This is a genomic window from Steroidobacter flavus, assembly GCF_042651805.1.
GTDB lineage: Bacteria > Pseudomonadota > Gammaproteobacteria > Steroidobacterales > Steroidobacteraceae > Steroidobacter > Steroidobacter flavus.
Map to the genome: position 1 here is coordinate 213,020 of NZ_JBHSDU010000014.1, position 13,375 is coordinate 226,394.

The 13,375-nt window shown below is 61.6% G+C and carries 8 protein-coding genes; 3 read left to right on the top strand and 5 right to left on the bottom strand.

The annotated features are described in order from the left end of the window. Positions 1-72: 72 nt before the first annotated feature. The 5 genes from ACFPN2_RS23665 to ACFPN2_RS23685 form a co-directional block, all read right to left on the bottom strand. A complete protein-coding gene (locus tag ACFPN2_RS23665) occupies positions 73-1,749 on the bottom strand; it encodes an ABC transporter ATP-binding protein (RefSeq protein WP_380601194.1) in 1,677 nt (558 codons plus the stop codon). 10 nt (positions 1,750-1,759) lie between these two features. Beyond that, complete coding sequence (locus ACFPN2_RS23670; protein ID WP_380601196.1) at positions 1,760-2,830, bottom strand: ABC transporter permease; 1,071 nt, start codon at positions 2,828-2,830, stop codon at positions 1,760-1,762. Positions 2,831-2,880: 50 nt separating this feature from the next. Then, positions 2,881-4,266: a CmpA/NrtA family ABC transporter substrate-binding protein gene (locus ACFPN2_RS23675; protein WP_380601198.1), complete on the bottom strand. Its 1,386-nt coding sequence runs from the start codon at positions 4,264-4,266 to the stop codon at positions 2,881-2,883. 260 nt (positions 4,267-4,526) lie between these two features. Further along, positions 4,527-5,690: a CmpA/NrtA family ABC transporter substrate-binding protein gene (locus ACFPN2_RS23680; protein WP_380601200.1), complete on the bottom strand. Its 1,164-nt coding sequence runs from the start codon at positions 5,688-5,690 to the stop codon at positions 4,527-4,529. Next, the gene (locus ACFPN2_RS23685; protein WP_380601202.1) at positions 5,687-6,292 is read right to left on the bottom strand and encodes an ANTAR domain-containing response regulator; all 606 of its coding nucleotides are present in this window, start codon (positions 6,290-6,292) and stop codon (positions 5,687-5,689) included. Before ACFPN2_RS23685 ends, ACFPN2_RS23680 begins: the two co-directional genes overlap by 4 nt. A gap of 344 nt (positions 6,293-6,636) precedes the next feature. Here ACFPN2_RS23685 and nirB point away from each other — a divergent pair, with 344 nt between their 5' ends. The 3 genes from nirB to ACFPN2_RS23700 are packed head-to-tail and all read left to right on the top strand — an operon-like array spanning position 6,637 to position 13,375. Then, positions 6,637-9,171: a nitrite reductase large subunit NirB gene (gene nirB / locus ACFPN2_RS23690; protein ID WP_380601204.1), complete on the top strand. Its 2,535-nt coding sequence runs from the start codon at positions 6,637-6,639 to the stop codon at positions 9,169-9,171. Then, positions 9,168-10,724 (top strand): nitrite reductase small subunit NirD, encoded by a 1,557-nt coding sequence (gene nirD, locus ACFPN2_RS23695; RefSeq protein WP_380601206.1) that lies wholly within the window; start codon positions 9,168-9,170, stop codon positions 10,722-10,724. The genes nirB and nirD overlap by 4 nt, the downstream gene beginning before the upstream one ends. After that, positions 10,721-13,375, top strand: coding sequence for a molybdopterin-dependent oxidoreductase (locus tag ACFPN2_RS23700; RefSeq protein WP_380601208.1), 2,655 nt, complete (start codon positions 10,721-10,723; stop codon positions 13,373-13,375). Before nirD ends, ACFPN2_RS23700 begins: the two co-directional genes overlap by 4 nt.

Below are 13,375 nucleotides of genomic sequence, written 5' to 3' on the forward strand. Positions count from 1 at the left end.
CCCAACCTCAAGCTGCTTCGTTGACCCCATGAACCCATTGTTTCGCCCTCCGAGAGCGTTTGTTTGGCCCAATTATGCGGCGTGTATATGCTGTCGCTCGCAAGATTCTAGAAATGCCAACAGCTCGTTCCGATAGCGGTAATACATCGGGTGCTCCAGGAGCTGCTTGCGCGTCCGCGGTCTCGGCAGATCGATATTCATGATGCGACCGATGCGCGCCTGCGGACCGTTGGTCATCATCACCACGCGATCGGCGAGCAGAATGGCCTCGTCGACGTCATGCGTGACGCAGATCGCGGTCACTTGATTGCGCTTCCACACTTCCATGAGCACCTCCTGCAGCTCCCAGCGGGTCAGCGCGTCGAGCATGCCGAACGGCTCATCCAGCAGAAGCAGCTTTGGCGAGAGAGCGAACGCGCGGGCCAGACCGACGCGTTGTTTCATACCGTTCGACAACTCGCTCGCCTTCTTCTCCAGCACGTCGCTCAGGCCGACGCGAGTCAGGTAGTACTCGACGATGTCGCGTCGTTCCTGCTCGGTGGCGTGCGGATAGACTCGGTTCACGCCGAGCGCCACGTTCTCGCGTGCCGTCAGCCAGGGCAAGAGACTGGGCGCTTGAAACACGACGCCACGATCCGGGCCAGCGGACGTGACTTCGCGCGCATCCAGCGTAATGCCACCACCGGAAACCTCACTGAGCCCGGCAACCATCGACAGCACGGTCGACTTGCCGCAGCCCGAGTGTCCGATCAGCGAGATGAACTCGCCCTTGCGAATGTCGAGCTGAAAACGATCGACGACGGTCAGCGGTCCCTTTGGCGTTGGATACACCTTGCTCACGTCGTAGAACTCGACGAACTTATCCAGATTCTCGGCGGGCTTCGGCCGCGTCGCCTTGCGCATGGTCTTCGGCACCGGCGGTTCGATAGGAACGACCGAAGGCAGCGCACGCGTCGCGTTGGCCGCCCCGCTCCGCTGCATGCTCAGGCTCATCAAGTATTGCGAGACCTGTGCACGCAGCCGCCGATAGGAATCATCTTCGTTGACAGCCCTGCGATCGCGCGGTCGTGGCAAGTCGACTTTGAATTCACGACCCAGCGTGGCTCGCGGCCCCGGCTTCAGCGCGATGATTCGATCCGCCAGCAACAGCGCCTCGTCCACATCGTTGGTCACGAGAATGACGGTCTTGCGCTGACGCTCCCAGATCGCCTCGATCTCATCCTGCAAGCGCGCCCGCGTGAGCGCATCCAGCGCGGACAATGGCTCATCGAGCAGCAAGACCTTCGGGTCCATCGCGAGCGCCCTCGCCACCGCCACACGCTGACGCATGCCGCCCGATAACTCCGCCGGTCGGCGATCGACCGCGTGAGTCAAGCCGACCATCTCGATGTATTTGAGAACGTGCGCCCGCCGCTGTTCGGCCGACCACTTTGGAAACACGCTGTGGACGGCCAGAGCGACGTTACTCTGGACCGTCAACCAGGGCAGCAATGAATAATTTTGAAATACCACGCCCCGATCCGGTGCCGGCCCGGTGACGGGCCGACCCTGGAACAGCACCTCGCCCGCGTCCGGCTGGATCAAGCCGGCGATGGTCGAGATCAACGTGGTTTTGCCGCTGCCGGAAAAGCCGACGATGGCGACAAACTCGCCCTCTTCGATGCTCAAATCAACGTCGCTGAGCACCTCGGCCTGTTGCTCCCCCGAGCCATAGTTCTTACTCACACCTTTGAGTTGCAGAAACGACATGCGACCTCCTTTAGCGACGCACGCCGAAGTCGAGCAGGCTCTGCACCGTGTGCATGACCCGATCGAGCAGGAAGCCGATGATGCCGATGGTCAATACCGCCACCATCAGCCGCGCCAGCGAATCGGAGCTGCCGTTCTGAAACTCGTCCCACACGAATTTGCCGAGGCCTGGATTCTGCGCGAGCATTTCGGCCGCGATCAGCACCATCCAGCCCACGCCCAATGACAGTCGCATGCCGGTGAAGATCAGCGGCAGCGACGACGGCAACACCAGCTTGAACAGCTTGGTGGTCCACTTCAGTTGCAACACTCGCGAAACGTTGAGCAGATCGCGGTCGATGGAGTTCACGCCGACGCCGGTATTGATCAGCGTCGGCCACAGCGAGCACAGCGTGACCGTGATCGACGAGATCAGGAACGACTTCTCGAACATCGGATCCGCCGTCACGTAAACCGCGCTAACGATGATGGTTACGAGTGGCAGCCACGCGAGTGGCGACACCGGCTTGAAGATCTGGATCAGCAGGTTCAGAGACGAGTTGATGGTCGTGCTGAGCCCGCACAAGATGCCGAGCGGCACCGCGACCAGCGTCGCCAGCAGGAAGCCGGTAAACACGGTCTTCAAGCTGGTGAGGATCTGATCGATGTACGTCGGCTTGCCCGTGTACTTCACGAACTTGATCTCGGCGTTCGGATCCTTCGCCAACTTGGCGGCGTTGCGCTTCTCCTGGCGCTCATAGAACGCCGCCGCCTTGGCGCGCTCCGCCTTGTGATCCGCCCACAAGCTCTGCGCCTGCGCCGCAACGGCAATCGGGCCCGGGATCTGACCGAGACTGGTTTGAATGCGGCTGGACGCCTGACTCCAGGCAAAGAGAAAGATCGCGATGGCAAGCAGCGGCACGCCGAGTTGTCGCCATAGCTCACGCAGCTGCAGCTGTGGGTTCTCGCCGCGACACAAGCGAACGATGGGGTTGATAAAGCCAAGCCCGATGGTCGCGAACAAGCGCAACAGACGCTCGAGCCACAGTGGCGACTCTTTAGCCTTCGCTTTTTCGGGAGGCGGCGGCGACGCTGCCTCCATTGCACTCGATGGGGCTTGCTCTCGCGCGATAGCCAAACTTGATGTAGGCATCAGGTGGCTCCCTGCTTGGTCACGACATTGCCGCTCTCGACGATCTGGCCTTGTTTCAGGCCAATCGTGAGCTTCTGCAAATAGTCATTGGGCTTGCGGCCGTCGTACTCGACGCCGTCGATGAATTCCTTGGTCGCCGGGCGGTAGCCGTCGCTGTTCCAAGGGAAGTCCTCCTGCTTGGCCTTCTTCTCTTCGATCAGCAGCTTCGCCGCGCGCAGATAAGGCTCGGTGAGATAAACCTTCTTCGCGGTGTCGTGATACCACTGATCCGTCTGGGTCTGGGGAATCTGACCCCAACGCCGCATCTGCGTGAGGAACCACACCGCATCGCTGTAGTATGGATATGTTGCGTAGTAGCGGAAGAACACATTGAAGTCCGGCACGCTTCGCTTGTCGCCGCGGCCAAACTCGAACGTGCCTGTCATGCTGTTGGCGATCACACGGTAGTCAGCGCCGACATACTCGGGCCGCGACAGAATCTGCGCCGCCTCCTTGCGATTCGCGCCATTGTTTTCATCGAGCCACTTGCCGGCACGGATCAGCGCCTTGAGCAGCGCGAGATAAGTATTCGGATGTTTCTCCGCCCACGCTCGCGTGACGCCAAACACCTTCTCCGGATTGTTCTTCCAGATTTCCGCATCGGTGACGATGGGAACGCCGACACCTTTGAAGATGGCTTGCTGATTCCACGGCTCGCCGACGCAGTAGCCATTGACAGTGCCCGCTTCTAACGCCGCCGGCATCTGCGGCGGCGGTGTCACGGAAAGGAACACATCAGCCTTGATCTGGCCGGACACATCAGTGGGCGAATAGAAACCCGGGTGCAGCCCGCCCGCCGCCAGCCAATACCGCAGCTCATAGTTGTGCGTGGATACCGGGAACACCATCGCCATCTTGAATGGCTTGCCCGCCGCTTTGAACGCGTCGACCGCCGGCTTGAGCGCGTCCGCTTTGATCGGATGAATCGGCTTGCCCTGCGCATCCGCCGGCAACTTCGTCTTCATCAAATTCCAGACTTCGTTCGAGACGGTGGTGGCGTTGCCATTCAGATCCATGCTGAACGAGGTGACGATGTCGGCCTTGGTGCCGAAGCCCACCGCTGCGCCGAGCGGCTGTCCTGCGAGCATATGTGCGCCATCCAACTCGCCTGTAATGACGCGATCGAGGATGACTTTCCAGTTCGCCTGCGGCTCCAGCGTTACATACAGCCCTTCGTCCTCGAAGAAGCCTTTCTCGTAAGCGATGGCGAGCGGCGCCATGTCGGTGAGCTTGATGAAGCCGAGCTTGAGTTGTTCCTTCTCCAGCTCGAGCTCCGCTGCGGCCGCATGAGTGGCGCTGAATGCGGCGGCAATCAGCCAACAAGCCCGAAACGTTTTCTTCAGCATGGCATCTCCAGGCGAAAAAAAAAACGCCGCCGACTTCATTGCACGCGCATGGCATGCAGTGGAGTCGGCGGCGTTGCCCGGCCAGCCCGCTATTGGGCCAGCCCGTTGGTGGGAGCGACGAATCGCCCCGTTGCGCTCAGAGTTGCAACGACCGTGCCAGCATGACTAACGTCATTCTGTTCCCGAGAAGACAAGGACTTGCATATTTGGAGCAAACAGATGCGCCGCGTCTTTGAGCCGCAACGGAGCAGATGTTTATTTCAGCTGCACGACAGTAGCGCAGCGAGATAGGCAGGAAGATCGTCCGAATCGAAGCTGACACCGTCGAAGAGCTCATCGAGCTTGGTATCCGCGGAAGGAACGTTTGTTGTTTTGTCCAGCGCGAGACGATACAGATCGGGCCGATACGTCGCCCGCACCTGTGCAACGTGCTCGGGATCGAAAGCGACCTGACCCCAGCGCACCATCTGCGAATAGAACCACAGCGCATGACTCACCCAAGGGAACGTCGCCGCCTGCGACGCGGGCAAGTAAAACCCAGGCAAGTGCTCGGGCTCTCCGCCCCGCTGCAAATACAGTCGGTTCGACAAGCCGCGCAGAAGAATTTCCGCCGGTGCACCGACGAAGCGCGGTTCGGCCAGCAAGCGTGCCAGTTCCGAGTGATTCTCCGGTTGCTCACACCACACCGCTGCCCTATATAAGGAGCGCACCAGCGCCTGCAGACGATCCGGATGTCGCTGCGTCCACTCGAGACGGCAGCCGAGCACTTTCTCCGGGCTCAGTTTCCAGATCGCAGTGGTCGGCAATGCAATGCAGCCGACGCCGGCCGACACCGCGACACTGCTCCAAGGCTCGCCAACACAGAAACCGTCGATCTGCCCTTCACGCATGGCATCGACAAGCAAGGGCGGCGGAATCACGACGAGCCGCACATCCCGATCCGGATCGATGCCCGACGCCGCCAGCCAATACCGAAGCTCATAGTTATGCGCGGAGAATGGATAGACCATGGCGAACGTGAACGGCTGCTTGTTCGCCCGCTCACGCGCACGCACGACATTACGAAGCGCCTCACCAAGCGCACGCGGCCCGGCAGACAAGACAGCGCCTTCCGCCAGCATCAAGTCCCACACTCGCAAAGAAACAGTGATGGCGTTACCGCCCAAGCCCAACGACAAGGGAGCGGCCATCGGAACCTTGAGATGACCAATGCCCAGCGTCGATGCAATGGCCATGGGACCGAGCATGTGAGCGGCATCGAAATGACCGACCACAACCCGATCACGGATGTTCGCCCACGAAGTTTCGCGCACCAGACGCAGGTCGAGCCCTTCCTCGGCGGCAAACCCTTTCTCGACCGCGACCGCCAGCGGCGCGCAGTCCATCAACGGAATGAATCCGACGACGGTGGTCACTTCATTCATTTCAGCAAACTCGACGCAGTCACGACGCTTTGCGCCACCTCACTGATCCGGCGATTCTCGTTCATCGCGGCTTTACGCAGCAGCGCATAGGCCGCCTCCTCGCTCATGCCCCGCTGCTTCATCAGGATGCCTTTGGCCCGTTCCACGATCTTGCGCTCGTCCAGCGCCTGACGGGCACTGTCGAGCTCTTCACGCAGCTTGTTGAAGGCGTGGAAGCGACTGATCGCCATGTCGAGCACGGCTTTCACCCGCTCCTTCTTCAGACCGTCGACGACGTAAGAGCCGACACCCGCATCCACCGCCGCTTCGATCATGTCGGTGTCGGAGCGGTCGACGAACATGGCGATGGGCCTGCGCACCACGCGCGACACCTGGAACATCTGCTCCAGCACGTCGCGATTGGGATTCTCCAGGTCGATGACGATGACCTCAGGATCGATGTCGACGATACGTCGCATGAGGTTGTGCATCTCACGCAGCACCGTCACGTTGTGATAGCCGGCCTCCCGCAGTCCCTCTTCGAGAATGCTGGCTCGCATGACGTTCTGATCGACGATCAGCACGCGCAAGGAGGCTTCAGTTTTTGGCCTGGCATCGGGCATCGATCAGTGGGGGTTGCAATGCCTGTGCCATGGCCCGGGCCCTTGCACTATCAGGAGGCGCGGCCCGAACCGCACCACTTTAAGCGCGCCATGGGGGACGCACGCACCACATCCGCGCACTCAGGCCCCGCAAAGGCGCCAAATAGCGGGCAAATCGCCCGGCGGGTCGTGGCATAGCGCTTGCAACATTGGAAGCATCTTGGCTGCTCCAATGACGGGCGCAGCACCAGTGACTGCCGGTACTCATCTCCGCCACGCGCGGCCTGTCGCAGCTCGCTGTCCCAACCACCCTCAGCAAACGATCTGGATGCCCGCTCTCGGGGCCCTGAAGTCATGGGTGCAAGATGTCTGTGAAAAAGTTGGTCGTCATCGGCAATGGCATGGTCGGGCAACGCCTCCTCGAGCGGCTCGTGGACGCGAGCTCGTCGTATGAAATCAGCGTGCTCTGCGAAGAGCCGCGCGCGGCCTACGATCGTGTGCAACTCACGAGTTTCTTCAGCGGTAAGAGTGCCGCCGAGCTGTCGCTGGTCAGCGAAGACTTCTTCGAGCGCAACGACATCGCGCTCCATTTGAATGATAAGGCCGTCGGGATCGATCGCGACGCGCGCTGTGTGCGCACGGCGGAAGGTCGAACCCTGCCCTACGATCAGCTGGTGCTCGCCACCGGCTCCTATCCTTTCGTGCCTCCCATCCCCGGACGGGAGCGCGCGGGCTGCTTCGTCTATCGCACCATCGAAGATCTGGAAGCGATTCGTTCAGCCGCCGCGCAAAGTAAGGTCGGCGTAGTCATCGGCGGCGGCCTGCTCGGCCTCGAAGCGGCCAAGGCGCTGCGCGATCTCGGCTTGAAGACGCACGTCGTTGAGTTTGCGCCGCGCTTGATGGCCGTTCAGATCGACGATGTCGGCGGTCGCGTGTTGCGACAGAAGATCGCCGAGATGGATGTCGGCATTCACACGGGCAAGAGCACGACAGGCATCATCGACGGCGAGCAGTGCCGGCATCGCTTGAACTTCGCCGACGGCAGCTCGCTCGAGGCGGACATCGTGGTCTTCTCTGCGGGCATTCGCCCCCGCGACGAGCTGGCCCGCGCCTGCGGACTGAACGTCGCCGAGCGCGGCGGCATCGTCATCGACAGCGACTGTCGCACCTCCGATCCAGACATCTTCGCTATCGGAGAGTGCGCGCTGTGGAATGGCAAGTTGTATGGCCTGGTCGCGCCCGGCTACCAAATGGCCAACGTCTGCGCCGCGCGCTTGCAGGAGACTGCCGACCCGATCTTCACCGGCGCGGACATGAGCACGAAACTCAAGCTCATGGGTGTCGACGTCGCCTCGATCGGCGACCCGCACTGCTCGAGCCCGGGCTCACGTGCCTATGCCTTCGTCGACGAGCGCAAGCAGGTCTATAAGAAGCTGGTCGTGAACGACGACGGGACGAGACTGCTCGGCGGCATTCTGATCGGCGATGCCGAAGACTACGGCGTGCTGTTGAACATGATGCTCGATGGCACCGCGTTGCCGTCGAATCCGGAAGAGTTGATCGTCCCGAACTTCGGCGGCGCCGAGCAACCGAAGAAATCGGGTGTCGCGGGATTGCCCGCGACCGCTCAGATTTGCTCTTGTAACAACGTCAACAAAGGCATGATCTGTTCGGCCATCGATGCCGGCTGCACGACCATCGGTTCCCTGAAGAGCTCGACCAAGGCAGCAACCTCCTGCGGTGGCTGCACGGCGCTGGTCACTCAGATTCTGAAGGCAGAACTGGCGAGCCGAGGCGTCGCGGTCAACAACAATCTTTGCGAGCACTTCCGCTTCTCGCGCCAGCAATTGTTTCACCTCGTGCGCGTCGGCCAGCTGAAGAGCTTCGACGAAGTGCTGAAGAAGCACGGCCGCGGCCTGGGCTGCGACATTTGCAAACCCACCGTCGCATCCATCCTCGCGTCGTGCTGGAACGAGTTCGTGCTGAAGCGCGACAAAGCCACGCTTCAGGACACGAACGACTATTACCTCGCGAACATGCAGAAGGACGGCACCTACTCCGTCGTCCCGCGCATCGCGGGCGGCGAGATCACGCCGGAGAAGCTGATCGTCATCGGCGAGGTGGCGAAGAAGTACGGCTTGTACACGAAGATCACTGGCGGTCAGCGTATCGATCTGTTCGGTGCACAGGTTCACGAGCTGCCGCTGATCTGGCGCGAGCTGATCGATGCGGGTTTCGAATCCGGCCACGCTTACGGCAAGTCCGTGCGCACCGTGAAGTCGTGCGTCGGCTCGACGTGGTGTCGTTACGGCGTCCAGGACAGCGTCGGTTTCGCCATCGACATCGAGAACCGCTACAAAGGTCTGCGCTCCCCGCACAAGCTCAAGTTCGCGGTGTCAGGCTGCACTCGTGAATGCGCCGAAGCGCAAAGCAAGGATGTCGGCATCATCGCCACCGAGAAAGGCTGGAATCTGTATGTGTGTGGCAACGGCGGCATGAAGCCTCGTCATGCCGATCTGCTGGCCGGCGATCTGGATCGCGAAACATTGGTCCGATACATCGATCGCTTCCTGATGTTCTACATCCGCACCGCCGACCGCCTGCAGCGCACGTCGGTGTGGCTCGACAATCTGGAAGGCGGCCTCGATTACCTCAAGCAGGTCGTTATCGAAGACAAGCTCGGCATCGGAGCGGAGCTCGAAGCGGACATGGCGCGCATCGTCAACACTTACGAGTGCGAGTGGAAGAAGGCTGTGGAAGATCCGCAGACGCTGAAACGCTTCCGCCACTTTGTGAACAGCGATCGCACCGACGACAACGTCGTGTTCGTGCAGGAGCGCGGACAGATCCGCCCTGCGACCAACGAAGAACGCGCGCAGCGCCAGCGGGAGGCCGTATGAAGCACACGCACGCCTGGAGCAGCGCCTGCTCGTTCGATGACTTGCTGCCGGAGAGCGGTGTCGCAGCGTTGATCGATGGGCGGCAGATTGCCATCTTCCGCGTCGGCGACGCGATCTACGCACTCGACAACTACGACCCGCACAGCGAAGCCAACGTGCTTTCCCGCGGTCTGGTCGGCGATTTGAACGGTGAGCCGGTCGTCGCCTCCCCCGTTTACAAACATCACTTCAATCTTGCGACCGGACGCTGCGTCGAAGATGCGGACTATTCGGTGCGCGCCTGGCCGACGCGGGTGAGCGACGGCAAGATCTGGATCAAGACTCAGCCGCTGCGCAAGACCTCGCGTCGCAAGCTGGTCGTCGTCGGCAACGGCATGGCGGGCATGAAGGTGGTCGAGGAACTGCTCGGCATCGCCGGTCAGCCGTACGACATCACCGTGTTCGGCGCCGAGCCTGTGCCCAACTACAACCGCATTCTGTTGTCGCCCATGCTCGCCGGCGAGAAACGGTTCGACGATATCGTGCTGAATCCCATTGAGTGGTATCGGGACAATGGCGTGACGTTGCATCTCGGCGATCCGGCGGTCGCCATCGATCGTATCCGTCGTCGCGTGCGCTCGCAGAACGGTATCGAAGCTGATTACGATCGGCTGCTGTTGGCGACAGGTTCCAATCCCATCGTGCTGCCTGTCCCGGGCAAGGACCTGGCAGGCGTCGTGACGTTCCGCGATCTGCAGGACGTCAACACGATGCTCGAGGCCGCTCGCACGCACAAGAAGGCCGTCGTCATCGGTGGCGGATTGTTGGGCCTGGAGGCTGCCAACGCGCTGCTGAAGCAAGGCATGCAAGTCACTGTCGTGCACTTGCTGGAAACATTGATGGAGCGGCAGCTCGACCCGGTCGCCGCGCAGCTGTTGAAGCAGTCGCTCGAGAAACGAGGACTGCAATTCCACATGCCGGCCAAGACCACGGCGATTCTGGGCACCGATCGAGTCCGAGGCGTGCAGTTCGCGGATGAAACTATCATCGAGGCGGACCTGGTTGTCATGGCCGCCGGCATTCGTCCGAACACCGACCTGGCTCGCGCGGCCGGCCTGCGATGCGACCGTGGCGTGCTGGTCAACGACACGATGCAAACGTTCGATCCCTGCGTGTACGCGGTCGGCGAATGTGTCCAGCATCGCAACAACACGTATGGCCTGGTCGCCCCGCTCTACGAACAGGCCAGCGTCTGCGCGACACATCTTTCCGAGCATGGCGTCGGTCGCTATCGCGGTTCGATGCTGTCCACCCACCTCAAGGTGACCGGCATCGACCTGTTCTCCGCCGGCGACTTCATGGGCGGTCCGGCCAGCGAAGCGTTGGTTCTACGCGATGCCAAGCGCGGCATTTATAAACGCATCGTCATCGAGGACAACAAAGTGCGCGGCGCCGTGTTGTACGGCGACACTCGCGACGGCGCGTGGTACTGCGAGCTGATGAGCGAAGGCCGCGACGTCGGTCCGTTGCGCGACAAACTGATATTTGGCGAAGCGGTGGCCCGGCGACAGTGAGCATCAAGACGACGTGTCCGTATTGCGGCGTCGGGTGTGGAGTCATCGCGCAACCCGACGCTGCGCGCGGCACGGTCAATATCAGCGGCGATACAACTCATCCGTCCAATTTCGGCAGCCTGTGCTCCAAAGGCTCGGCGCTGGGCCAAACGCTGGGCTCGGACGGTCGGCTGCTCTATCCCGAGATCAACGGCCAGCGCGTCAGCATGGACGCGGCACTGACTCACGTCGCCGCCGGCTTCAATCGCATCATTGCCGAGCACGGGCCTGATTCGGTCGCGCTGTATGTCTCGGGTCAGTTATTGACCGAGGACTACTACGTCGCGAACAAGCTGATGAAAGGATTCGTCGGCACCGCGAACATCGACACCAACTCCCGACTGTGCATGTCATCGGCGGTCGCCGGTCACAAACGCGCCTTCGGCGAGGACATCGTGCCGGCGTGTTACGAAGATCTGGAGCTGGCGGATCTGATCGTGCTGGTCGGCTCGAACACCGCGTGGTGTCATCCCGTGCTGTTCCAACGCATCGCTCAAGCGAAACAGCAGCGGCCGGAAATGAAAATCGTGGTCGTCGACCCGCGGCGAACGATGACCTGCGACATCGCCGACTTGCATGTGCCGGTGCTCAGCGGTAGCGATGTGTGGCTGTTCAACGGACTGCTCGCGTATCTGCACGAGCACGGCCACGTTGCCAACGACTTCATTGCCAACCACACCGAAGGCGTCGACGAAGCATTGCGCGTTGCCCGTGAATCCGCCGGCGACATGAAACAAGTTGCCGCCGCCTGCGGCCTCGAGACCGAGCGACTGCTCGAGTTCTATCGCATGTTTGCCGATCACGAGCGCGTCATCACCGCGTTCTCGATGGGCGTGAATCAGTCGTCGGCCGGCACGGACAAGGTCAACAGCATCATCAACTGTCACTTGCTCACCGGTCGCATCGGTCAGCAGGGTGCCGGGCCCTTTTCTATCACCGGCCAACCGAATGCGATGGGCGGTCGCGAAGTGGGCGGCCTTGCGAACATGCTCGCTGCTCACATGGACCTGGAAAATACGAGCCATCGCGATCTCGTTCAGGACTTCTGGCGCAGCCCGCGCATGGCCGAGCGCGGCGGACTCAAAGCGGTCGAGCTGTTCGATGCCATTCACGACGGCAAAGTCAAAGCCGTCTGGATCATGGCGACGAATCCAGTGGTCAGCCTGCCCGACGCCGACAAGGTCAAGGAAGCGTTGCGACGGTGCGAGCTGGTCGTGGTGTCCGATTGTTTTGCCGGCACCGACACCAACGCGCTCGCGCATGTATTGCTACCAGCCGCGGGCTGGGGCGAGAAAGACGGCACTGTCACCAACTCGGAACGACGGATCTCACGTCAGCGAGCATTCCAACAGTTGAGCGGCGACGCGCGACCCGACTGGTGGTTGATCTGCGAAGTCGCACGACGCATGGGCTTCGATCGCAGCTTCAACTACGACAACGCGCACGAGATTTTCGTCGAGCACGCCGCGCTGTCGGCATGGAATAACGACGGTGAGCGCGCCTTCGACATCGGCGGCCTGGCGAAAATCAGCTCGACCGAATACGACGACCTCGCGCCGATCCAATGGCCGGTGCCTGAGCGCAATCATCCCGGAACGCCGCGCCTGCTCGAGTCCGGGCGCTTCTATCGAAACAACCGTCGCGCCCGCTTCGTGCCGACCGCAACCCGCGCGCCCGCTCACAAGGTCGATTCGGAATTTCCGTGGGTGTTGAACACCGGCCGTATCCGCGATCAATGGCACACGATGACCCGCACCGGACGCGCTCCTCAACTGGGCGCGCATCTGCCCGAGCCATACATCGACATGCATGCGCAGGACGCCTTGTTATCGGCGGTGAGCGATGGTCAGCTCGCACGCGTTGAAACTCAGTGGGGTGCACTGGTCGCACGCGTGAAGACCAGCGGTGAAATGCCGAGAGGCACGATCTTCGTGCCCATCCATTGGAATAGCGCTGTTGCATCGGATGCGCGCGTGGGGGCGTTGGTCAATCCAGTCGTCGATCCGGTGTCGGGTGAGCCGGAGTTCAAACATACGCCGGCGCGCGTCACGCCCTTCCCTGTCAATTGGCACGGGTTCGTGCTCACACGCACGCCCATCGAAAAGCTGGATGCCACCTGGTGGACAGCCATCCGCGGCGCGCAGTTCATGCGATATGAGATTGCCGGACGCGGCCGCTCACCCGGGTCGGCCTGGGCGCGTGAGGCTTTCCAAGCGAATCATCCCGACGCGGACTGGGTGGAATTCTCCGATCCGGCGTGCGGGATATTTCGGGGCGCGCTGCTGGTGGAGGAGCGACTCGAAGGCTGCGTGTTCATTTCTCCTCGCACCGACCTGCCCTCGCGAACCTGGCTGTCCAATCTGTTCGCGAAGAAACGGATCGGCAACGCGGATCGAGCGTCGCTGCTCAACGGCGGGCCGACCTCGGCCGCGGAAGATCCCGGTCCGTTGGTGTGCTCGTGTTTTGGCGTGGGCCGCAACACGCTGTGCAAGGCCATCGCCCAGGATGGATTGAAGACGCCGCAGGAGGTGGGTCGGAGGTTGAAAGCAGGCACGAACTGCGGCTCGTGCCTGCCGGAAATCAAATCGTTGATCGCCGGGCTGGCGAAATGA

Coding starts and splice junctions, on each gene's coding strand:
- ACFPN2_RS23665 (WP_380601194.1), bottom strand. CDS start 1,749: ATGTCGTTTCTGCAACTCAAAGGTGTGAGTAAGAACTATGGCTCGGGG.
- ACFPN2_RS23670 (WP_380601196.1), bottom strand. CDS start 2,830: ATGGAGGCAGCGTCGCCGCCGCCTCCCGAAAAAGCGAAGGCTAAAGAG.
- ACFPN2_RS23675 (WP_380601198.1), bottom strand. CDS start 4,266: ATGCTGAAGAAAACGTTTCGGGCTTGTTGGCTGATTGCCGCCGCATTC.
- ACFPN2_RS23680 (WP_380601200.1), bottom strand. CDS start 5,690: ATGAATGAAGTGACCACCGTCGTCGGATTCATTCCGTTGATGGACTGC.
- ACFPN2_RS23685 (WP_380601202.1), bottom strand. CDS start 6,292: ATGCCCGATGCCAGGCCAAAAACTGAAGCCTCCTTGCGCGTGCTGATC.
- nirB (WP_380601204.1), top strand. CDS start 6,637: ATGTCTGTGAAAAAGTTGGTCGTCATCGGCAATGGCATGGTCGGGCAA.
- nirD (WP_380601206.1), top strand. CDS start 9,168: ATGAAGCACACGCACGCCTGGAGCAGCGCCTGCTCGTTCGATGACTTG.